The organism is Roseivirga sp. AWQ4_251, from assembly GCF_056158225.1.
Map to the genome: position 1 here is coordinate 652204 of NZ_JBSWSW010000001.1, position 20035 is coordinate 672238.

Sequence of the window (20035 nt, forward strand, 5' to 3'; positions counted from 1 at the left end):
TCTATTATTCAAAAGCTTTGAACCTACAAGTGGATAATACTGTTTTGAAAACTGTTTTTTATATTTAAAGGATCACAAAACTTAATAAGGTGGGGTTAGAAGAAGATATTAAACAAGGCAGAGAATTTACCAACGAGTATGAAAAGCTTGTGGTGAACCTTATTTACACCAACAGTTGGTTGTCGGAGCAGCAGCTCAATATTTTTAAGCCATTTGGTATTACTTCGGCACAATACAATGTAATGCGGATTTTGAGGGGCCATTTTCCTGAACCGTGTACAATAAACACGATTATAGATAGAATGCTCGACAGAATGTCGAATGCATCTAGGATTGTTGATAGGCTGGAGGCTAAGGATTTGGTCATCAGAAAAGTGAGTGAGTTCTGATAGAAGAGCAAAAGACGTTTTGATTACTCAAAAAGGACTTGATTTGCTCGAAGAAGTGGATGAAAGAAGCCGGGCTTGGACATCTAAATTTAAATCTATTGCCGAAGATCGCGTTAAACAAGCGAATCTATTGCTGGACGACCTGCGCTCAGCCTAACTTCTAAAAACTGCCGTTGATCTAAAAAATAAGCTTATTCTTATTTCTTTATCTACCTTTGTCTCAGTTTGTAAGTGTGTAAGAAATGAGAAAAGCATGGGCACTTGCCCTGTTTATGGTATGGGGTTTTGCGGCTAAAACCCAAACGGCTGATGGTATTATTGATAAATACTTAGAGGCAATAGGTGCTGAAAACTATCAGCAGCTCAAAAACATGCAAATGCAAATGTCAGTAGATATGAATGGCATGAGCATTACAGGTACAACAACCCAAAGTAGTCCGAATAAAGTTAAAGTTGAGCTTTCCCTGAATGGAAATGAAGTGGTTCAAGCTTATGATGGAGAAACTGCGTGGGTATTTAATCCAGCCATCGGTTTTTTCAGTCCTCAAAAATTAAATGGTCCTCAGAAAGAAGCCATGAAGAAGGATTTCTTGGATCCTTTCATTGATTATAAAAACAGAGGCTCTCAAGTGAGTTTTGAAGGAGAGAAGGAGTATGAGGGGAAATCTTATTGGGTAATTAAAAGAAAGGATAAATTGGGGATTGTATCTCTCAATTTCTTTGATCAAGACTCTGGTTTATTGATTATTCAAAAGGCATCTACAGATGGGAGAGAAGCAGAAACTCATTTTTCTGATTATCAAAAACAGGGGGAAATCTTAGTAGCCATGAAGTTGGTGATAAAATTGGAAGGGCAGGTGTTTCAGTCGATGACAATTTCTGATGTGAAAGTAAACCTAGATTTACCTGAAGACTTCTTTACCTTTCCGGAAAACTAGATTTTATTCAAAGCTGAATTTCCAAAAATTACTTCTCCAGAAGAATACTTTCCATTTAAACCTTGCTTGAATTTTTGCATCTTACTTCAATAAACTTTTTGTTGAATGAAGAATTTTATCAAATCGGCCATGGTTCTGGGTACTGTAGCTTTGGTTGGAACCGCCTTTACTCTTAAAACGCCTTCGTCTTCTCTGGAAGAATTAAAGGTTTCTCAAGATGGCATTGTGATTCCTGAAGGTGTTCAGGTCGTTATCGAGAAAAAATGTATGAACTGCCATAAGCCTGATGCTAGAAATGAAAAGGCGAGAGAAAAACTTCAATGGGTAAAAGTGCCAAAAATGAACAAAGAAGAGCAAGCTGACTTTGTTGCAGAAATGTTTGAGGTTTTGGAAGAAGGTAAAATGCCCCCAAGCCGAATGGTAGAAAGAAATCCAGATATGAAACTTACCGATGAAGAAACTAAAGCTTTATTGGCCTGGATGGAAAAAGAAGAAAAAAGAATCAAGGGTTAATTAAAAATCCCCGTTTTAGCTTTAAAACGGGGATTTTTAATTTTATATTTCTCTTATTAAATCCAGTATTCCAGAGTTACCGCCTTTCGGGCGAACTACCATCATCGGAATATCGCTATTATACTGAATTAATTGTTCCGCGCGGCTGCCTATAAATAGAGCCGTAGTAGCGGTTCGGCCTTTTACGCCAATAATTATAGTATTTGGTTTATGCTCGTGAGCAAAATCAATTATATCTGTTACAGGGTTGTCGTTTGTGTCGAGTGAATAAACCACTTCAATATCACAACCTTCATGGTCTATTTCAGACATAAACTTTTTGTAATCTTTTTCAGCGTTAGCCCTCATCACCTCAGCAAATTCATCGTACGTTTTTCCAGAATAATGATAACCTCCAGGCACGGTATAAACGTTTTGGCAAATGATTTTCATTTTACTGTCGTACTTTCTGGAAATTGCGATGGCTTCTTCCATAGCGATTTTCGAATGAGGTGAAAAATCACAAGGAACATGTAGCAGACCAGAATGAGGCTCTGAGTTCTCAGGAATAATGAAAAGAGAGCAATCCGCTCTTCTTGCCAATCGATTAGAAAGAATTCCACCACCAACAAAGTTCTTATGGCGGCCCATCATAATCATATCGATTTTGTGCTTGTCTACAAATTTTAAGATCGCTTTTGATGGCGCTCCTTCTTTGATATAAACCTGGCTTATTTCGTAAACTTTAGGCGACAAGGTGTTTTTTACAACACTGTCGATTTGCGTACGCCTGTCTTCAATCGCTTTCTCCTTAATTTCAGGGAAATCTTTGAGAACCTCCTCAGGTATTTTCATTTCACTGATACTGTTGAAAAAGAAAATTTCCTTGGTGTCATTGGTTGTAGCAATGATATCAAGGAATTTAAGAAGGGTTTTGTCGGCATCGGTGGTGTCCATCAACACCAGAATTCGTTCTCTACTAGGCATAGCTTTGTTTAAAAAGTTGCTGCAAAATTAAAGATTAAATAAACAGAAGAACTAGTAATGTCTTCAAAGTTTTGCTAACGATTTCTAACCGTTAGGATAATATCCATCAAATATTCAAACTCATGACCGTATCGAACAAAAGTTCTATAACTTCTTTGGAATGAGTAGGAAACGATGCAATTCTAATTTGTTTGCCTTTATAATCTCCATATCCATTGCCAACCACTAGGCCTTTGGCCGAAAGAGCTTCAATCCATTCGCCAGAAGGTGAGGCCGTATTTGCGACAATAACGGTTTTCGATCTTATGTTTTCATCCGTCACAAAATGAGATAAGGAAGGATGATCAGTAACCAGTTTTTGAAGTAATAAGCCTTTATAGTTGGTTTCTCTTCGGATTACATCAATACCTTTTTCAAGCATATCGGCACTTACTTTCATAAGTAGAAAAATGTCAAGCACATTTACCGTATAGGTAGTTTGGTACTTTACTCCGTTTTTTAGCAGATTCGGGAGCGATTGATAGGCACCGATAGAATGGCCTGATGCAAGTTTTTGTTTGGCTTTTTCAATGCAGCGGTTGTTTACAATCCAAACGCCCAAACCGGCAGGTAGTCCAAAACATTTCTGTACGGAAAAGTAAGCACTATCAATCTGGGAAAAATCAATATCAATAGCTGGGAATGCGGAAACGCCATCTACGGCAATAAGAGCTTCAGGAAACGCCTTTCTCACCTTATAAATTTCGTCCACAGGAAAGGTGACCCCAGTGCTTGTTTCATTCAGTGCAAATGTGATCAGTTCCGTGTCCCTAGGTATTTCGTTTAAATCAACATTGGGAATAGAACCAAACTCAGATTGTGCTTTGTGAGCATCTTTCTCCCAATCTTTGGCAAAATCGTAGAAGCGATTTGAAAAAGCTCCGAAGCAATAGTGAAACGATTTTTCTGTTACCAAGTTTTGAATCTGACGTTCCCAAATTTCTGTTGCAGAACTCAAAAAGAAGATGTGGTATTCTTCTGGAATGTTCATCAAAGCCTTTAGGCTTTCAACTGTACTTTGGTAGTAGTTAGCTGCCTGTTTGCTTCTGTGGTTAATTTCCATAACCTGATCTCGAAGCGCTTGCTTTAGGTGTTCTTCTACAGTGAAATACAAAGCAGAAGGGCCTGGTGTAAAGAAGATTTTTTTAGCCATGATTTTGTTCCTGTTTTAGCAATTCTACATGTCTATAGTAGTGATTTTTCACAAATAGAAAATAGAATGCTAGCGGGAACAAAAGTATTAAGCCGCAAATGAAAAACATTGTATCTATGCCATAATATTCTGCAACGTATCCTAAGGCAATAGACCCAGCTCCAATGCCTAAATCCACTGCCGAAAAAAAGGTCGCATTGGCAGCTCCTCTGCTTTCTACAGGAACCATATTAATAGCCATAGTTTGTACGGTTGGCATGATAAGTCCATTGCCCATGCCTACAAGCACTCCGCAGATCATAAATGGCCAAAAGCTATCTACATATTTCAGCCAGAGTAAGGCAATAATGGTAACCCCTAAACCAACAACCACAATGCCTGTTGGCCCTTTTTTATCCATGATTTTGCCTACAATAATTCTTACAACGGCTACGCCCAAAGCCATAAATATGAAGAATAAAGCTCCTTGTTCAATGTTTTGTTGGTCGCTATAAATTCGAATAAATGATAGAATTGCAGCAAAAGGAAATGCACCTGTGAACATTACAATTCCAATTCGATTCACTCGTTTATCAAACATTTTCTTCAAACTGAGTTTAGTTTCACCAGTTTTAATGTTCGGTACTTTGATCAACAATGCAAGAATGAAGGAAGCTAAGCAAACGATAAATGATACGGTAAAGAGGTTAAAGAAATTCCCATCTCCCATAATTTGGTCGCCAGCATAGGGTGCAAAAGCAATAGAAAAGGTCATCGCCAAACCGAAGTAGCCTATGCCTTCGCCACGTTTGCTTTCTGGAATAAGGTCCGCTGCAATTGTACTGCCTCCGGTGGTGATGGTACCCCAAGTGATTCCATGAAATACCCTCAATACAAGAAGAATCAAAAAAGTGGTGGCAAAGTGATAAAGCCCAAAGAGAATGGTAAATAAGCAAAGAGCCCAAAGGTAAACTGATTTTCTTCCGTAGGCATCGAGTACATACCCACAAAAAGGGCGAATTAGCAATGCTGAAAAAGCATAAACGCCAATGATATATCCGACTTGATTGTTATTTACTCCAAGAACATCTACGGCATAAACGGGTAGGGTAGGAAGAAGGAAATAGAAGGCCGCTGACATTAAAAAATAAGAAATGAAATGCAGCACAAAATCTCGTGATAATATTTTGTCAGGTTGAAAAGTCAAGTCTTTGGTTTTTATCAATTGGGTGAACTAACAAAGCAAGAAATAATCTTCCATGAAAGGAAATTATATAAGAATAAATCCTGTTGAAATTCTTACAAGTAAGACGTCCGCAAAGGAATTATGGTAACCCTTTGCATAAAAAGAAATGTATTTAGTTTTTAAGAAACAATTGGCTTCTTAGTTTTGTATTGTCTTAAAGACATTCCCATTTGGGCCTGGACATATTTTTGAACTTTACAAGTTAAACTAATATGCTGGGTGAGTTTGGCTCAAAACAAGGCCTCACTCCATTACTGGAGCCTCGTTCGCAAGAAAAGGATAACAGTGGACTGTTGCGAGCATAAGGACAGCCCAAATCCTGTCTATAAAGGAGGTTCAAAAAGCCTCCGGGTTCAATGGGATTTATAAAGTAGCTTCTGTTTCAGAGGCTACTTTTTTTAAAACCCATTTCTAATCTTCTCCAAAACTACACCCATACTTTCTTTCACCTTGTCGGTTGAGTGGGAGTAATGATTAACGATAAATGAAAAAATGAGTGTTTTGCCTTTATTAGTTTTTAAGTAACCGCTTAAACTGTGGTTGTTGCTTAAAGTCCCTGTTTTAGCGTAAATATAAGGAGCGTTGATTCCTGCATACCATTTTTCGATAGTGCCTGACTTGCCTCCTGCTGGTAGCAGCTCGAATAATCTTTCTTCACTTACTTCATTTCTGAGTTTATTTAGCAGCCACGCTATGGTTCTAGGGGTAAACATGTTGTATCTCGATAGTCCCGATCCATCAACCCATACCAACTCATCAGGGGCTTCTGCGAAAATTCTTTTTTCAGATGCCTTTATCATGGCTTTCGTTCTTAAGGTATCGCTTTGCAAACCGCTGGCCATAAGGAGAATTTGTTCTGCAAACAGATTGTCACTTGGCTGAAGCATTTTTTTGTATAAAGAATCTGTAGGTACAGAATAAAGTCTTTGGGATAAAGTTCGGTTCTGGGGAGTGTGTATAATTTGAATTTCCCTGTGAAGCGTATCGGAGAGCAGTTGAACAAAAAGTTCATCAGAATATCTGAAAGGTCTCATTAGGGTGTCAACTGAACTATATCCTTGAATTTCGAAATCAAGACTATCTGGGAAAGCATATTCGTATTTTGTCCCCGACTTATCTCGTTGAACATAACTGCTTAGCCTTTTTATCGTGTCAATTTTAGAAATAAAAGAACTCTCAAGCCTTTTGGGAATCACGTTTAGTTTGCGGTTTTCTTTATCCAGGTATGCTGTAACACTATTTCCGTAGATGGGAAAAACCGACTTTTCTGCTGAATAATATCCATTATAATCGTCCCAGCCCCAACCTGGGCCAAAACGTTCGTCTGCTATTGGCCGAGGCCAATAGAAAAGCCTTTCTGTTCTATTTCTGAGGAAATTCAACGCTACTGAATCTTGATGTTCGGTATGCAGAAATAGCGGATTGCCCGTGCCCCAAAAAATCAAAGAATCGCCTTTGATTGTGTATTCCAAGGCAGGTACATTTTCTCCTAAATAATGAAGCCCTGTGTGAAAAGTAAAAAGTTTGGTGTTTGAGGCTGGCGTCATATACTTATTGTCGTATTGACAAGCAATGGTTTTTCCGCTCTCTGGATCCACCAAAACGAAACCCACAAAAGCTTGATTGAAGCCAGGAAGTTCTTTTAGGTCTTTCAGTATTTGCCTTTTAGAGTAACGTTGTGCCTGTAGGCTAGGGGCAATAAGAAATAAGCAGAAGAGGCTTAGATTGAAAACTCTATTCATAAAATACTGACACCTCATTCAAAGCTTTTCTTCTATTGTTAGGTACGTAAACTTCTTCAGCTTCATAGCCAACAGGAAGCAAAAGAAACGCCCTTTCATTATCTGGCCTATTCAAAATTTTGGCGAGAAAATTCATTGGACTTGGCGTATGCGTTAAGGTGACTAAACCAGCATCGTGAATTGCAGTAAGCAACATGCCGGCCGCTAAACCTACTGATTCGGCTACATAGTAGTTTTGTCGTTTTTTGCCCTCTTCATCATATTCAAAAGGTCGTTTGAAAACGATAATTAAGTAAGGGGCAGTTTCCAAAAAAGGTTTGTGCCAATCCGTAGCGAAAGGCTTTAAATCATCAAGCCATTCATCGCTCATGCGCTTGTGGTAGCTTTCGTACTCTTCCTTTTCTGCAGCTTCGCGAATTTGTTTTTTGATTTCAGCATTGCTCACAATACAGAAAGTCCATGGCTGTTTATGAGCACCAGATGGCGCTGTTGATGCAGAAAGTATGATGTTCTCAATTACTTCTTTCGGAACAGGTTTGTCGGAAAAGTCACGAACGGATCTACGTGTGTCCATCCATTCATAGAAGTTCTTGCTTCGTTCAATCATTTCGTCCGATTCATAGTGGACATGACTGTATTTAATATGCTCGAAGCCGTTGATGACTTTTACTTCTTCCATAGTGCTGTTTCTTGATTTTACGAATTTAGGCAAATCCATTAAAAAACATTAGCGGCCAAACGATAGCCCGCATAACTCAAAAATTATGCTCGCCTTCTTGATTTTCGGCAATCTAAGCATCCCAGTTTTTTCTCCATTCCTTTTGTTCTTCCGAAGTCAGGAAAGTCCATACCAGTAGGCGGCTAGATTTATTGCCTTGGCTCATAGCGACTGTTTTTATTTCAGTGGCTTTATTGTAATCCAATGAATCTTGAAGGGCTTTTAGATTCGAGGCTTTTGAAACTAAGGTTGAAAACCAAAAAACAGATTTGCCAAACTTTTTGCTTTCGCGAATCATGTTGCTGATGAATCTTCTTTCTCCTCCTTCGCACCATAATTCACCACCTTTGCCGCCAAAGTTCAATTTTGCTTCGGTAATCTTTTGCTTCTTCAGGTTGCTCAATTTTCTCAACGTTCCTTCTTCGGCAGCTTGTTGAGAAGCATGAAATGGTGGATTACAGAATGTCAGATCTATTTTCTGATCGTGAGTTAAGACGCCATAAAAAATGTCTTTGGTGTCGGGCTGAAGTTTAAGGGTTACCTTGTTTTTTAGTCCTTTGTTTTTGTCAACAATCACTTTTGCTGATTCTACAGCCTTTGGATCAATTTCAGAACCGATGAAATTCCAACCATATTCAGAAACTCCTAAAATTGGGTAGATGCAATTTGCGCCTACGCCTATGTCTAAACATGTGATTTTTTCTCCTTTAGGCTGTTTCCCAAAGTAACTGCCAGCAAGAATGTCGGCCATGTAATGAATGTAATCTGCCCTTCCTGGGATTGGCGGGCATAAATAACCTTCAGGAATATCCCAATAATCGATATTGTAGTGCTGTTTTAAAAGTGCTGAATTGAGCATTTTAACTGCTTCAGCCGAAGCAAAATCTATAGTGTCTTCACCCCGAACGTTTTGAGTGATGTATGGCTTTAGCTCAGGGCAAGTTTCTGCCAACTGAGGTAAATTGTATCTTCCCGTATGCTTATTTCTTGGGTGAAGTTTAGCGCCAGTTTTTGGCGTGTTCTTTTTACTTTTCTCTGTGCTGGCCTTGTTTATAGAAGGTTTTGAAAAGGTTTTTGAACTTCTTTTTTTGTGCGAAGGATTTTCCATACCCAACAAAGATACGATGGATGAATCGTATATCTAATTTCCTTTCCATGGAGTGGTATTCCTGTTCCAAAATATGATTGTGAACAGCACAAAAAAACCCCAGCTGAAATTCAGCCAGGGCACGATTTGGATGTATAAATAACCCTTCCCGAGGGTTATGAGTAAGACGATTCCGTTTTTGGAATGTTTCCGTTCATGCTGTAATATTTTTTCTTTTTCTGCTTAAAATTTGGTTAACAGCAACGGCAATCACTGAAAGTCCGCAAATTCCCCAAGCGAGATTCACGTTTACGTAGGAAAGTGGAACTGTTGACAAAATGGAGAGAAGACATAATGCCCAAATTATGTCGGCCTTTTTGTCTTTTCTCCTAATGGGAATAACTTTTAATGATTCTGACTGATCGGAAAGAATATGTTTGAGCTTTGGGTAGTCATAAATTAGCAGTACAATATTTAAAACGATAAAGAACAGATTCACGTAAGGTGTTCCTTGCCACTGCAGCGAAACCGTGACCATGAATATGTTCAGAATAATAGGGAAGGTGAGTATGGCTCCTAGTGTGGCAAATCGTTGGCTTAATAACAATAGGCCAGCAACAATTTGTGACCAACCAATAAAGCGAGCATACAAGTCAAGGCCATATTGCGTTAATTCTTTTTCAAGCCAAACAGGCCCGATAATTCCAGGGAAGGCATTTTCAGCATAAAGTTTAGACATGCCTGCCGTGAAGAAGATGAGTCCTAGAAAAACCCTTATCAATAGAATTACGGTGGGCGTGGGTATCCAAAAAATCTTTTTCATCAGTATATCCTTTTCTTGTAGTTGTCAATGGCAGCTAGGCCAAATACTGCAACCGCTATGATTAGGCTTTTGTAAACCGAACTTAAATCTGCCCAAACACTATAATTTGCCTGTTTGTAATCACCAATGCCCATTATATGAAATCCATAGGGGTGATAAATGACATACTCCCAGCCTTGAACAAGAATCATAAAAGAAATAAGGCCAGCAATGCCAATTCCAAGGGGAACAAGAAGGTTTTTGAACCGCTGACTAAGCCAAAATTGAATGGCAGCCATGGCCAGAGAGGACAAATATATTTTGAACGCAATTCCATAAATAATGCCTGCTGAAAAGGGTTGACCAAATCCAATTTCTGGTTTTAGAATGTTTAGCGATTCACCGACAATTATTAGCAGAGTGGCGTAAATCATGAGGCTAACAAATAAAAGAATGGCAAACACCTTGGCTTTCGCCAAAAAAATGACAGCTCTATTCAAAGGTTGAGCATAAATCAGTTTCCATGTGTTCGACTGATGCTCAATATTGTTGACGAACAAAGCCACCATAATCACAAACATGGGGAAAAGCAGGTTTAGCGATGAAGTGCTGAATTGCATTAAAAATAGCCATGCATTTTGCCCCTCGGGCACCAATCGTGTCCCTTTTGAAAAAAACACAAAGAACATTATGGCTGGAACGAAAGCTGGCGCCAGAAAAATCATCCACATCAAAAAAGTTCTTTTGAACTTGTAGAGTTCGGCAGTAAAGCCTCTTTTAAATTGAATGGCTAAATTCATTGGTCTAATTTTTTGGTGAGGTTTAAAAAGATGGATTCTAGGTTTTCGCCAATTGGTTTGATCTGGTAAACTTCAATTTGTTGATCGACCAAATGCTTGTTGATTTTGGCAATGTCAGATTTGCTTTCAACCGGAATGGTAAGCGATTTATCCGTCTGTTCGGAAAGCGTAAAATTGAGGCTTCTGATGGCTTGAGCCGTTTCAGGTATGTTGTTGGTTTCGATATAAATCTGAAGCCCAGTGCTCCCAAGTTGAAGATCTTCCAACTTGCCCTCGAAAAGAATTTTGCCTCTGTTTATAATCGCTACATCAGTTGCCAATTTTTCGATTTCAGAAAGAATGTGGCTCGAAAGAAAAATGGTTTTTCCGTACTCTTTATTAAGTCGAATAATCAGTTCTCGCATTTCAATAATACCGCTTGGATCGAGACCGTTGGTCGGTTCATCCAGAATGAGCAATTCGGGGTCGTTAAGTAGGGCAGAGGCCAAACCAAGCCTTTGGCACATTCCTAAAGAATAGTTTTTAGCTTTTTTATCGGCATTGTCTTTTAAACGCACTATGCCTAAAACTTCATCAATTCTGCTTTTGGGTGCGCCAACCATTTTGCGAACCAATTCCAGATTCTGGCGGCCAGAAAGGTGTTTATAGATCGAAGGATTTTCAATGAGTGCTCCCGTTTTGCCTAAAACTTCGGTGCTATTGGAAAAAAGATCTTTTCCGAAAAGTTGAACCTGGTTTGGTTTAGGGTGAAAAAGATTAAGCAGAATTCTAATCGTGGTGGTTTTTCCTGCTCCATTCGGGCCAAGAAAACCATAAATACTGCCTTGTGGAACATTCAGGTTTACGTTGTCCAGCGCTTTGAATTCTTTAAAGTAAAAATTGAGATTTTGAGTTGTGATTATTGAGTTTGCCATGTTGCAAGATTTGCTCACATGACGACAACAAGTTGAGTTTTGTAATCGTAGCCAATAGAAGAAATAATAAAATGCGGTTGGGCTCCAACCTTTTTTGTAGAACAAATGTTATGCGGGCATGGAAAAGAATACGTCTACTAAATCAGCTAAAAACAAGGTTTCTGACTCAGGAAAACTGAAGAAAGCATATGTGCAACATGTGCTTGAGCATGGTTCGCGACCAGCTTCCATCTTTAAATTTGTGAAGGAAAATAAATTGAAAGAAGAGGCTTTTTATGAGCAATTCAATTCTTTCGAAACCCTAGAAAAGGAGTTGTGGCTCGATTGGTTTAATCAAACTGTTGAGGCGGTTCAAAGCGAGGCGGTTTACGATGAATATTCGGCCCGCGAAAAGCTACTTGCATTCTATTTTACCTTCATTGAAAATCTGAAAACACACCGTAGCTATATTTTACAGGCTTCCGGTAAACCCATAAGGCCAGAATTTACACCGGGTTATTTGAAAGAATTAAGAAGGGCTTTCAAGGGATTTGTGAATGAAATTTTGCTTGAAGCGAAGGAAACCGAAGAAATTATGAATCGGCCTTACATCAGCGATAAGTATGACGAAGGTATTTGGTTGCAATTTCTGTTTGTGCTCAACTTCTGGATAAAAGATGAATCCAAAGCTTTTGAAAAAACAGATGCAGCCATAGAAAAGGCAGTCAATCTTTCTTTCGATTTAATGGGGCGTGGCCCGTTAGATGCCATGGTCGATTTTGCCAAGTTTCTTTTTCAGAATAAGTAATCATCCAAAATTGAGCTTTTGCTCTTTTGAAATCAGCATATGAAAGAACAATCGAAGATTCCTACGGGGAAAGTGCAGCGAGCGGCAAAGTTTGTGTCGACAGGAGCTAAGGTAGGAGGGAATTACGTGAAGCATTATGCGAAAAAAGTAGTGAATCCTTCACGTTCTAAAGATGAACTTCATGCCGAAAATGCAAGGGATATTTATAATTCGCTGAGCGAGTTAAAGGGAAGTGCATTGAAGGTTGCTCAAATGATGAGCATGGATAAAAACCTGCTTCCAACGGCTTATCAAGATAAATTTGCCATGGCGCAGTACAGCGCGCCTCCGTTGTCGTACCCTTTGGTGGTGAAAACCTTTCAGCAATATTTCAAAAAATCTCCTTCAGAAATTTATGATTCATTTACAAAAAATGCTGTCAACGCGGCTTCAATTGGACAGGTGCATCAAGCTACTTTAGGAGATAAAAAGTTGGCAGTGAAAATTCAGTATCCGGGAGTGGCATCAAGTGTAAAATCTGATTTGAAATTGGTGAGGCCTTTTGCGGTAAGGATGATGAATTTGAACGAAAAGGATTTAGATCATTACATGGAAGAAGTGGAATCTAAGCTTTTGGAGGAAACGGATTATTTGTTGGAAGTTCAACGCTCGGTTGAAATTTCAGAAGCTTGTTCTCACATTCCTAATCTCCATTTTCCAAAATATTATCCATCACTTTCTGCGGAAAGAATAATCACCATGGACTGGCTGGAAGGAAAGGTTTTGAAAGAGTTTATCAAATCCAATCCTTCTCAAGAAGAAAGAAATAAAGTAGGGCAAGCGCTTTGGGACTTTTACGATTTTCAAATTCACACTTTGAGGCAAGTACATGCCGATCCGCATCCGGGCAATTTTATTATCAATGAAAATGCAGAGTTGGGCGTGATCGATTTTGGGTGTGTTAAAGTAATCCCTGATCAGTTTTATGATCCTTATTTCAGTTTAATCCGGAAGGACATTATCCAAAAAGGAAATGAGTTGGAGCAGCTGTTTATGCAACTTCAATTTATATATGCCGATGACACGGAAGAGGATAAGGTTTATTTTACTTCAGTGCTAAAAGATACAATGGCTTTACTGGGCAAACCTTTTCATGCCGATGAATTTGATTTTGCCGATGACACTTATTTCAAACAGATTTTTGAAATGGGTGAAGTTATTTCAGAATCGAAGAAGTTTAGGGAAAGCGAAAGGGCGCGTGGAGCCAGAGATGGCTTATATATTAACAGAACCTATTTTGGCCTCTATAGTATTTTGAATGAATTGAGAGCTAAAGTGCGAACCACAAAACCAGAATGGGTTTCTAAAATTGCGGTTTAGCAAAGGGCTTTTGAGTAAGTGTGCCTAATTGGGCTACAGATTTAATTTCCATAGTGCAGGCATTAAAGCATTCTTGAAAAGAAGGAGTAATGTCTGCGGTTTGCGAAAGCACGGTAAGTAAATCTCCAGAGGTATTATAAACTTCGAACTTCACTGTTCCGCTGGCTAAAATTGTTTGAATATCTTCCAGAAGCTCTTGGGAATCTTTCTGCAAGTTTCTGTCTATTCTTTGGCTGGTTTCTTCATACATCGGTATGGCATCTGCCTTATCCAGTTTGCTACAGCTCAACAGAATTAGGGCAAGTGAAATAAGTTTGAATGAATGTCTCATGGCTTGGTTTGATACCGCCATGAATCTAAAAACCCCACCGTAAAACCCAACTTTAACTCAAAATAGGCAAAACCCTTAAGGCGCTATAAGGGAAGTTCGGAGATGAACCCAAAAGGCAGTTATCCATATTTTTGGGTCATATACTTATACGATTCTGAAATAAGCGATCGTAGAATTTCTTCATTTACATCCTCTAATTTTTTGATGTAAAGGCATGATTTTCCCGTTTTGTACTTCCCTAGTTGCGCCATTAGTTCTTCATATCGAGAAAAGCCTGGCATAATGTAAAGCGTAAGGTTTTGTGCGCGTGGAGAAAAACCAACTTTTAGAAAATCACCTTCACGACCACTATCATATTTGTAGTGGTAAACACCAAAACCAACAATGGAAGTGCCCCACATTTTCGCGGGAGACTTGGTTATTTCTTCCATCATAGATTTTATGAGAAAAGCATCGGCCTTTTTCTTTTCATCTGAAACCGCATTTAAAAAGTCATCAACACTAGTTTCGTTTTCCGTGGTTTTATTTTGTGCTTTTGCCATGATTTCAATTTAGAAAATCTTAGGATAGAAAATGATAATGCCAATTATTGCTGCGGTAATGGCTGCTACCAAAACGCCTGCGGCTCCCATGTCTTTAATTAATCCCGCCCGAGGATCGTGGTCTGGCCTTTCCAAGTCCACAAACTTTTCTATAGCCGAATTAAATATTTCAGCAGAAAGAACAAAGCCCATTGCCAAAACCAACCAAAGCCATTCTTGGGTTGAAACTTGAAGGTAGAATCCCGCTATGGTTACTGAAATCGCAGCAACAACATGAATCCAAAAGTTGTGCTCATTTCTGAATACAAACCATAAACCTTTGAAAGCATAACTGAAGCTTTTAATCCTCGCTCCGATGGAAAATTTAGCGGCCATTTTCTTGGGTAAAACTCATATACTGAGCTTAAATATAGGTTGGTAAAATGCTGAACCCTAATTTTGAGCATCATGAAAAAGTCACTTCTTATTTCTTCTGCGGTTTTGGTTTTTGCATTGCTCATGTCTTGCGACAGTGATAAGGATAGAGCGGGTCGTTTTTTTCTTATGGCCAACGAATCCATGAAAACGCAGAATTATAAAGAGGCCATAAGACTTTATACGGAAGCGATCACAAAAAATCCTGAGCTAAAAGAAGCTTATAACAATCGTGGAGTTGCTTTGTCGAAAACCCAGCATTATGCCGAAGCCATAAATGATTTCACCTACGCCATTGTTCAGTTAGATCCTGAGTATACCGATGCTTATCAAAATAGATTTGATGCTACTTTGGCTTCAGGAAACCCAGAAAGAGCGCTTGAAGATGCTGAATATTTGAACAAGACTTTTCCTGATTCAGCTTACACTTTCTTTTACAAAGGGCTTGCCTTTACAGAACTGAAACAGTACGAAAAGGCGGTTAATGCATTCCAAACCGCTTTTGAAATGAATCCATCTGATGTGGAGGCCTTGGTAAATCAGGCGAATGCTTACTATATGGCAGGAAAGCTCGATCAAGCTGAGCAGCTCTTAGGTAAAGCCGTAGAGTTGGATGCTTCTGAACCGCGCATTTATAATACATATTCGCTCATCTATACTCAAAAAGGTGATTTTGAAAAAGCTTTAGCTTACGTGAATCAAGCCATTGAAAAGGACAGGCTTAATCCTTATTTCAATAACAATAGAGGCTTTATCTATTTGAATATGGGCGATTATGAAAAGGCCGAAGAAGATATTAACCTTGGAATAAAATCTGACCCGCGAAACCCTTGGGCATATAGAAACAAGGCTATTTTTTACTTCAAAACGGAAAGCTATGAAGCTGCTTTGCGAAATGTTGAGCAGGCCGCTATTTACGATGATGAAATCCCGTTGCTTAATTACTACTGGGGCACCATTTTATTCAAACTGAATAGAAACGAAGAAGGCTGCTCTAAATTGAAGGTTTCATTAAATAGCGGAGAAGAGCTAGGTAAAGAACTTTTTGCAGAAAACTGTAAAAGTTAAAACTTCAACGAAAAATTTTATCTCCGTAACTGGTTGAAAATCTTTAATTTGAATGTGGTTGCGCATGAAGGGAATGTGTAACCACTTAATTTTTTTACTCCTTCTGTTAACAAGTTGGAAATTACCCCCGTCTACCCAATGATTATGGATGTAGTACAGTTCAAAACTGAGGTTCTGCCTTTAAAGAATAAACTCTACCGCTTTGCGCTCAACATTGTAAGAGATGAAGATTTAGCAAAGGATGTGGTGCAAGAGTGTATGATTAAAGTGTGGGAAAAAAGGGATGAAGTTTATCTGATCCATAATATGGAAGCCTGGTGTATGCAGGTAACCAGAAATAAAGCGCTAGATAAGCTGAGGTCTAAACACGTTAGCAGAACCGATTTGTTTGAAGTTGAACTTGACACCAGAAAAGAAAGGGATACGCCTTCTGTGGTTACAGAAAGAAATGAAGTGATGGTCCGGATACAACACCTCATCGATCAACTGCCTAACCGACAGAGGGAAGTGATGCAGCTTAGAGATATTGAAGGTTATAGCTATAAAGAAATAGCCGATATGCTCGAAATTGACATCAACCTGGTTAAAACCAATTTGTTTAGGGCAAGAAGAAAGCTTAAAGAAAGCCTGATTAAAGAAAATGCTTATGGACTCTAGAATAGATCAATTGTTGGAGAAATACTGGGCTGCAGAGTTGAGTAGGGAAGAGGAGTTGGAGCTCAAAGAATTAGTGCTCAGCAGTACTGATGAAAACTTGGAAGAACTGAAAGGAATGTTCTCCCACTTTGATTCGGAATTGGAGTTCGAATTGGACGATAGCTTCGATCAAGAGATTTTGGCGAAAATTGAAACGCAAACATCTACAGCCAAAGAAACCAAAGTGGTTAGCTTTTCTGATTATTTCAGAAAATATGCAAGTATCGCAGCGGCCATGTTAGTGCTAATGGTGAGTTCTTATTTGTTCGTTCAGCAGCAGAAATCTTATCAGCAAGAAGATACTTTCGATTCGCCTGAAGCAGCACTTAAAGAATTAAAAAAGCAGATGCTAATGGTTTCCAACTATATGAATATGGGAAACAAGGGAATCGATGAGTTGGGGAATATGCGCAAAGCCGAAGAAATAGAAGGAATCATGAAAATGAATGAAGCGGCAAAGGGTATTCAGCCTATCGGAGAGATGAGCATTTTAGAAAAGGAATTTTAAGAAGAAAAACACAAGGAAACATATGAAAAGGTTAGCATTAATTTTAGTAATGGGTATCATGGCTTTCGGAGCGAAGGCACAGAATGATGCAATCTCAAAATACTTTGCAAAGTATGAGCAGGATAAGGAAAGATTCAATGCAGTATCTGTGAGCGGAAAAATGTTTGCAATGATTAACTCTATTGAAGTAGAAGATGAGGAAGATAAAGCTTTGGTGGAATCATTGGGGAAAATTAGAGGGGTTAAGGCTCTTTTCGCTGAAAAAGGTGTAGATGGCAAGAAGATGTATGATGAGGCGCTTGGAGCTATAAAAGGTAAAGACTTTGAAGAGTTGATGTCTGTAAGAGATGACGACAAGAATATTAAGTTTTATATCAAAGAAAAAGGAAACAAGATAGACGAGCTTTTTATGGTAATGGGCGGTAATAATGAATTTGCCATGGTGAGTGTAGTTGGAGACGGCATTGACATTAATCAGCTTTATAAGCTTTCTAAAAACATTGGTATGGATGAATTTAAACACTTAGGGGGCAATTAAGCCCCTTATCCTCTTTTTGGTCTTTAAACTCATCAATTTTATAATTTGAAGGAATGAAAAAAAGTATACTTCTAATTGTGTTCTTAGCCGGTTTTTCGGCTACGGTTTTTGGTCAGAGCCGTAGTGTGGAAGACTTTAGAGATGAACACCGCCCAAGCCTCACCCTTTTCTTTTACAAAAGCACACTTAAGATGTTCGCTAACTTACAAATGAATTTTAGCGATGAACTCGAAGATGTTGAAGGCATGCCTGAACTTTCTTCACTTATTAAGCATATCGAAAAGGTGAAATTCTTCGCATACAATGCAGAAGATTATGATGCGAGCAATCCTTTGTTCAAACAATTGGAAAAGGATGTTTTGGGAGAAGGTTACGAATCCATGATGTCGGCTCGAATGCAAGGCGCAGATATGAACTTTTTAATGAAGGGAGAAGCCGATAAGCCTGATGGATTTGTGGTAATCATGCGGTCAGAAGAAGGGGTAAATATTGTGGATGTAGAAGGTTACCCCGACTTGACTCAGGTTATGAAATTCTCTGAATTTATGAATAAAAACACAAGCGGCCTTAAGTCATTAGCGGACGCATTTAGGTAAGTGGCTTTTGCCGATTTTGGATGGATCGGTGCTGCTTATTTTCATCAAAACTCAAAAACGATTTGGAAACTGTATTGTCAATTAATGGCCTCTCCAAGCAATATGGAAAGGTTAAAGCACTTGATAATCTTCATTTGGAGGTTAAAAGAGGCAACGTATTCGGTATTCTAGGGCCGAACGGGAGTGGTAAAACTACCACGCTCGGCATTATTCTCAGTGTAATCAATCAAACCAGTGGAGATTTTACATGGTTTGGCAAAGCACCTGACAGAAACACCCGTAAGCAGATTGGTGCCATTCTAGAGCACCCCATTTTTTATCCTTACCTCACGGGAGCCCAAAACTTACGCATTGTTTGCGATATCAAAGAAGTGCCTTACAGCAGGGTAGATGAAGTAATCAAGGTTGTTGGTTTGGAAGAACGAAAGGATTCTAAGTTCAAAACCTATTCTTTGGGTATGAAACAGCGATTGTCTATCGCTTCTGCTCTTCTGTGCGATCCTACTGTAATGATTCTCGATGAACCTACAAATGGTCTTGATCCTCAAGGGATTGCGGAAATTCGTGAATTGATTATTCAAATTGCCAACAGCGGTAAAACGATTATCATTGCCAGCCATTTGCTTGATGAAGTACAAAAGGTTTGTACTCATTTCTGTGTGCTTCAACGAGGAAAGCTCATATATAATGGTTTGGTAGAAGATGTTGGGAAAGGTTCTATTTCGGTGGAAGTAAAAGCCGATTATCCTGATTTACAGAAAGTTTTGGAAGAATCAGGAATGAGCACCAAGGTTAAGCGCGAACTTGATAAATACATAATGACTATGGAAAATGGTTATTCTGCTGCAGATGTAAACGCTTACTTATTCAACAAAGGAATTACTGCACGCCATCTTTTGGTTCAAAGCAAGAGCTTAGAAAAGCAATTCCTCGAAATTTTAGCTGGTCAAAAAGAAGGAGGTGCCCAATGATTAGATTACTCAAAATAGAACTGAAAAAGGTAATGCCGAGCAGGGCATTCAAGGTGTTGGCTATCATGTACATTGTGGCCATGGTAATCATCAGCATGGGGGTTATGCCTTTCTTTCAATACTTAAAGTCCAGGTTTGAAGATTTTGACATGGATGGAGTGGATCCTACAATCATTCCGTTCTACGAATTTCCTGATATTTGGCAAAACCTTACGAGCGTAATGATTTACTTCAAGTTGTTGCTCGGTTTCAGTTTGGTATTTTCCATTACGAATGAATATTCATACCGAACCATACGCCAAAATGTAATTGATGGACTTACAAAGCATGAGTTCATTCTTTCGAAGATTATTATGGCAGGCTTTTTAAGTGCGGTTTCTACCGTAGCACTTTTCGTTCTTGGCTTAATTACTGGCTTTATTTATTCTTCGGAATTGTCCTTCGTGCTGATTTTTGAAGACATCTATTTCTTACTAGCGTTCTTTCTTCAGCTTTTTGCTTTTCTATTGTTCACCCTGTTTGTGGGCACGCTTATCAGAAAGTCGATTATTGCGATGGGAGTATTGGTGTTCTGGGTTATGGCTGTCGAGAATGGTTTTTGGATTTACAGTCGAGCCAAACACCATGAGTGGATCGAATACTTACTTCCAATTAAATCGATTAACGCTTTGATTCACTCTCCTTTTCCGAAGTATGCTTTTCAAGAAATTCAGGATTTTATCACTTTTCCTGAACTTGCCTTGGTTTTATTCTGGGGAGGATTGTTCTATTGGGCTACCGTACAGTTGGTAGTTAAAAGGGATTTGTAGGAGTCCTTGATTGTAAGAACAAAATTGAAAAGAGGTTATTTCAAAAGTTAAAGCAAGTCATTCTGAATTTATTTCAGAATCCTTCAACTGATTTTCAGTTGTATAGAGACCCTGAAACAAGTTCAGGGTG

General features: G+C 38.9%; 25 protein-coding genes. 13 read left to right on the plus strand and 12 right to left on the minus strand.

The window, feature by feature from the left end:
* Positions 1-89 precede the first annotated feature (89 nt).
* The 4 genes from ACXACJ_RS02945 to ACXACJ_RS02960 all read left to right on the plus strand — a co-directional run bounded on the left by ACXACJ_RS02945 (position 90) and on the right by ACXACJ_RS02960 (position 1840).
* The gene (locus ACXACJ_RS02945; RefSeq protein ID WP_475132775.1) at positions 90-389 is read left to right on the plus strand and encodes a MarR family winged helix-turn-helix transcriptional regulator; all 300 of its coding nucleotides are present in this window, start codon (positions 90-92) and stop codon (positions 387-389) included.
* Positions 379-546, plus strand: coding sequence for a hypothetical protein (locus ACXACJ_RS02950; protein WP_475132776.1), 168 nt, complete (start codon positions 379-381; stop codon positions 544-546). The genes ACXACJ_RS02945 and ACXACJ_RS02950 overlap by 11 nt, the downstream gene beginning before the upstream one ends.
* A gap of 85 nt (positions 547-631) precedes the next feature.
* Positions 632-1327 (plus strand): LolA family protein, encoded by a 696-nt coding sequence (locus ACXACJ_RS02955; protein ID WP_475132777.1) that lies wholly within the window; start codon positions 632-634, stop codon positions 1325-1327.
* 105 nt (positions 1328-1432) lie between these two features.
* On the plus strand, positions 1433-1840 hold the full coding sequence (locus ACXACJ_RS02960) for a heme-binding domain-containing protein (RefSeq protein WP_475132778.1): 408 nt from the start codon (positions 1433-1435) through the stop codon (positions 1838-1840).
* 42 nt (positions 1841-1882) lie between these two features.
* Here the strand turns inward: ACXACJ_RS02960 and ACXACJ_RS02965 are convergent, their stop codons facing one another.
* The 9 genes from ACXACJ_RS02965 to ACXACJ_RS03005 form a co-directional block, all read right to left on the minus strand.
* Positions 1883-2806: a universal stress protein gene (locus ACXACJ_RS02965; RefSeq protein WP_475132779.1), complete on the minus strand. Its 924-nt coding sequence runs from the start codon at positions 2804-2806 to the stop codon at positions 1883-1885.
* A gap of 106 nt (positions 2807-2912) precedes the next feature.
* Complete coding sequence (locus ACXACJ_RS02970; protein ID WP_475132780.1) at positions 2913-3998, minus strand: aminotransferase class V-fold PLP-dependent enzyme; 1086 nt, start codon at positions 3996-3998, stop codon at positions 2913-2915.
* Positions 3991-5145, minus strand: coding sequence for an MFS transporter (locus ACXACJ_RS02975; protein ID WP_475135068.1), 1155 nt, complete (start codon positions 5143-5145; stop codon positions 3991-3993). The genes ACXACJ_RS02970 and ACXACJ_RS02975 overlap by 8 nt, the downstream gene beginning before the upstream one ends.
* Positions 5146-5621: 476 nt before the next feature.
* A complete protein-coding gene (locus tag ACXACJ_RS02980; protein WP_475132781.1) occupies positions 5622-6965 on the minus strand; it encodes a D-alanyl-D-alanine carboxypeptidase/D-alanyl-D-alanine-endopeptidase in 1344 nt (447 codons plus the stop codon).
* Positions 6958-7644 (minus strand): nitroreductase family protein, encoded by a 687-nt coding sequence (locus tag ACXACJ_RS02985; protein WP_475132782.1) that lies wholly within the window; start codon positions 7642-7644, stop codon positions 6958-6960. The genes ACXACJ_RS02980 and ACXACJ_RS02985 overlap by 8 nt, the downstream gene beginning before the upstream one ends.
* 112 nt (positions 7645-7756) lie before the next feature.
* Positions 7757-8791, minus strand: coding sequence for a 23S rRNA (adenine(1618)-N(6))-methyltransferase RlmF (rlmF, locus tag ACXACJ_RS02990; RefSeq protein ID WP_475132783.1), 1035 nt, complete (start codon positions 8789-8791; stop codon positions 7757-7759).
* A gap of 193 nt (positions 8792-8984) precedes the next feature.
* Entirely contained in the window at positions 8985-9593 is a 609-nt protein-coding gene (locus ACXACJ_RS02995; RefSeq protein ID WP_475132784.1) for a DoxX family protein, read from the minus strand.
* A complete protein-coding gene (locus ACXACJ_RS03000; protein ID WP_475132785.1) occupies positions 9593-10372 on the minus strand; it encodes an ABC transporter permease in 780 nt (259 codons plus the stop codon). The genes ACXACJ_RS02995 and ACXACJ_RS03000 overlap by 1 nt, the downstream gene beginning before the upstream one ends.
* Positions 10369-11286, minus strand: a complete 918-nt coding sequence (locus ACXACJ_RS03005) for an ABC transporter ATP-binding protein (protein WP_475132786.1) — start codon at positions 11284-11286, stop codon at positions 10369-10371. The genes ACXACJ_RS03000 and ACXACJ_RS03005 overlap by 4 nt, the downstream gene beginning before the upstream one ends.
* A gap of 118 nt (positions 11287-11404) precedes the next feature.
* Between ACXACJ_RS03005 and ACXACJ_RS03010 the strand changes: the two genes are divergently transcribed.
* The gene (locus tag ACXACJ_RS03010) at positions 11405-12073 is read left to right on the plus strand and encodes a TetR family transcriptional regulator C-terminal domain-containing protein (RefSeq protein ID WP_475132787.1); all 669 of its coding nucleotides are present in this window, start codon (positions 11405-11407) and stop codon (positions 12071-12073) included.
* A 39-nt stretch (positions 12074-12112) separates the two neighbouring features.
* Positions 12113-13432 carry an ABC1 kinase family protein gene (locus ACXACJ_RS03015; RefSeq protein WP_475132788.1) on the plus strand — a complete coding sequence of 440 codons (1320 nt, stop codon included), beginning with the start codon at positions 12113-12115 and terminating at the stop codon, positions 13430-13432.
* Here ACXACJ_RS03015 and ACXACJ_RS03020 read toward each other — a convergent pair.
* The 3 genes from ACXACJ_RS03020 to ACXACJ_RS03030 all read right to left on the minus strand — a co-directional run bounded on the left by ACXACJ_RS03020 (position 13416) and on the right by ACXACJ_RS03030 (position 14680).
* On the minus strand, positions 13416-13763 hold the full coding sequence (locus tag ACXACJ_RS03020) for a hypothetical protein (protein WP_475132789.1): 348 nt from the start codon (positions 13761-13763) through the stop codon (positions 13416-13418). The genes ACXACJ_RS03015 and ACXACJ_RS03020 overlap by 17 nt on opposite strands.
* A 119-nt stretch (positions 13764-13882) precedes the next feature.
* A complete protein-coding gene (locus ACXACJ_RS03025; RefSeq protein WP_475132790.1) occupies positions 13883-14305 on the minus strand; it encodes a DUF1801 domain-containing protein in 423 nt (140 codons plus the stop codon).
* 9 nt (positions 14306-14314) lie between these two features.
* Positions 14315-14680: a diacylglycerol kinase family protein gene (locus ACXACJ_RS03030; RefSeq protein ID WP_475132791.1), complete on the minus strand. Its 366-nt coding sequence runs from the start codon at positions 14678-14680 to the stop codon at positions 14315-14317.
* A gap of 72 nt (positions 14681-14752) precedes the next feature.
* On the opposite strand from ACXACJ_RS03030, the gene ACXACJ_RS03035 reads away from it, so the two are divergent.
* The 7 genes from ACXACJ_RS03035 to ACXACJ_RS03065 all read left to right on the plus strand — a co-directional run bounded on the left by ACXACJ_RS03035 (position 14753) and on the right by ACXACJ_RS03065 (position 19905).
* Entirely contained in the window at positions 14753-15787 is a 1035-nt protein-coding gene (locus ACXACJ_RS03035; RefSeq protein ID WP_475132792.1) for a tetratricopeptide repeat protein, read from the plus strand.
* Between the two features lie 144 nt (positions 15788-15931).
* Positions 15932-16444, plus strand: a complete 513-nt coding sequence (locus ACXACJ_RS03040; RefSeq protein ID WP_475132793.1) for an RNA polymerase sigma factor — start codon at positions 15932-15934, stop codon at positions 16442-16444.
* On the plus strand, positions 16434-16991 hold the full coding sequence (locus ACXACJ_RS03045) for a hypothetical protein (RefSeq protein ID WP_475132794.1): 558 nt from the start codon (positions 16434-16436) through the stop codon (positions 16989-16991). Before ACXACJ_RS03040 ends, ACXACJ_RS03045 begins: the two co-directional genes overlap by 11 nt.
* 22 nt (positions 16992-17013) lie before the next feature.
* Positions 17014-17529: a DUF4252 domain-containing protein gene (locus tag ACXACJ_RS03050; RefSeq protein ID WP_475132795.1), complete on the plus strand. Its 516-nt coding sequence runs from the start codon at positions 17014-17016 to the stop codon at positions 17527-17529.
* A gap of 53 nt (positions 17530-17582) precedes the next feature.
* The gene (locus ACXACJ_RS03055; protein WP_475132796.1) at positions 17583-18125 is read left to right on the plus strand and encodes a DUF4252 domain-containing protein; all 543 of its coding nucleotides are present in this window, start codon (positions 17583-17585) and stop codon (positions 18123-18125) included.
* Positions 18126-18187: 62 nt separating this feature from the next.
* On the plus strand, positions 18188-19096 hold the full coding sequence (locus ACXACJ_RS03060; protein WP_475132797.1) for an ABC transporter ATP-binding protein: 909 nt from the start codon (positions 18188-18190) through the stop codon (positions 19094-19096).
* Positions 19093-19905 (plus strand): ABC transporter permease, encoded by an 813-nt coding sequence (locus tag ACXACJ_RS03065; protein ID WP_475132798.1) that lies wholly within the window; start codon positions 19093-19095, stop codon positions 19903-19905. Before ACXACJ_RS03060 ends, ACXACJ_RS03065 begins: the two co-directional genes overlap by 4 nt.
* Positions 19906-20035: the final 130 nt, after the last annotated feature.

Bases quoted from the DNA above. Each gene is read 5' to 3' on its own strand.
- ACXACJ_RS02955 (WP_475132777.1), top strand. From the start codon at position 632: ATGAGAAAAGCATGGGCACTTGCCCTGTTTATGGTATGGGGTTTTGCG.
- ACXACJ_RS02960 (WP_475132778.1), top strand. From the start codon at position 1,433: ATGAAGAATTTTATCAAATCGGCCATGGTTCTGGGTACTGTAGCTTTG.
- ACXACJ_RS02965 (WP_475132779.1), bottom strand. From the start codon at position 2,806: ATGCCTAGTAGAGAACGAATTCTGGTGTTGATGGACACCACCGATGCC.
- ACXACJ_RS02970 (WP_475132780.1), bottom strand. From the start codon at position 3,998: ATGGCTAAAAAAATCTTCTTTACACCAGGCCCTTCTGCTTTGTATTTC.
- ACXACJ_RS02980 (WP_475132781.1), bottom strand. From the start codon at position 6,965: ATGAATAGAGTTTTCAATCTAAGCCTCTTCTGCTTATTTCTTATTGCC.
- ACXACJ_RS02985 (WP_475132782.1), bottom strand. From the start codon at position 7,644: ATGGAAGAAGTAAAAGTCATCAACGGCTTCGAGCATATTAAATACAGT.
- rlmF (WP_475132783.1), bottom strand. From the start codon at position 8,791: ATGGAAAATCCTTCGCACAAAAAAAGAAGTTCAAAAACCTTTTCAAAA.
- ACXACJ_RS02995 (WP_475132784.1), bottom strand. From the start codon at position 9,593: ATGAAAAAGATTTTTTGGATACCCACGCCCACCGTAATTCTATTGATA.
- ACXACJ_RS03000 (WP_475132785.1), bottom strand. From the start codon at position 10,372: ATGAATTTAGCCATTCAATTTAAAAGAGGCTTTACTGCCGAACTCTAC.
- ACXACJ_RS03005 (WP_475132786.1), bottom strand. From the start codon at position 11,286: ATGGCAAACTCAATAATCACAACTCAAAATCTCAATTTTTACTTTAAA.
- ACXACJ_RS03010 (WP_475132787.1), top strand. From the start codon at position 11,405: ATGGAAAAGAATACGTCTACTAAATCAGCTAAAAACAAGGTTTCTGAC.
- ACXACJ_RS03015 (WP_475132788.1), top strand. From the start codon at position 12,113: ATGAAAGAACAATCGAAGATTCCTACGGGGAAAGTGCAGCGAGCGGCA.
- ACXACJ_RS03020 (WP_475132789.1), bottom strand. From the start codon at position 13,763: ATGAGACATTCATTCAAACTTATTTCACTTGCCCTAATTCTGTTGAGC.
- ACXACJ_RS03025 (WP_475132790.1), bottom strand. From the start codon at position 14,305: ATGGCAAAAGCACAAAATAAAACCACGGAAAACGAAACTAGTGTTGAT.
- ACXACJ_RS03030 (WP_475132791.1), bottom strand. From the start codon at position 14,680: ATGGCCGCTAAATTTTCCATCGGAGCGAGGATTAAAAGCTTCAGTTAT.
- ACXACJ_RS03035 (WP_475132792.1), top strand. From the start codon at position 14,753: ATGAAAAAGTCACTTCTTATTTCTTCTGCGGTTTTGGTTTTTGCATTG.
- ACXACJ_RS03040 (WP_475132793.1), top strand. From the start codon at position 15,932: ATGGATGTAGTACAGTTCAAAACTGAGGTTCTGCCTTTAAAGAATAAA.
- ACXACJ_RS03045 (WP_475132794.1), top strand. From the start codon at position 16,434: ATGGACTCTAGAATAGATCAATTGTTGGAGAAATACTGGGCTGCAGAG.
- ACXACJ_RS03050 (WP_475132795.1), top strand. From the start codon at position 17,014: ATGAAAAGGTTAGCATTAATTTTAGTAATGGGTATCATGGCTTTCGGA.
- ACXACJ_RS03055 (WP_475132796.1), top strand. From the start codon at position 17,583: ATGAAAAAAAGTATACTTCTAATTGTGTTCTTAGCCGGTTTTTCGGCT.
- ACXACJ_RS03065 (WP_475132798.1), top strand. From the start codon at position 19,093: ATGATTAGATTACTCAAAATAGAACTGAAAAAGGTAATGCCGAGCAGG.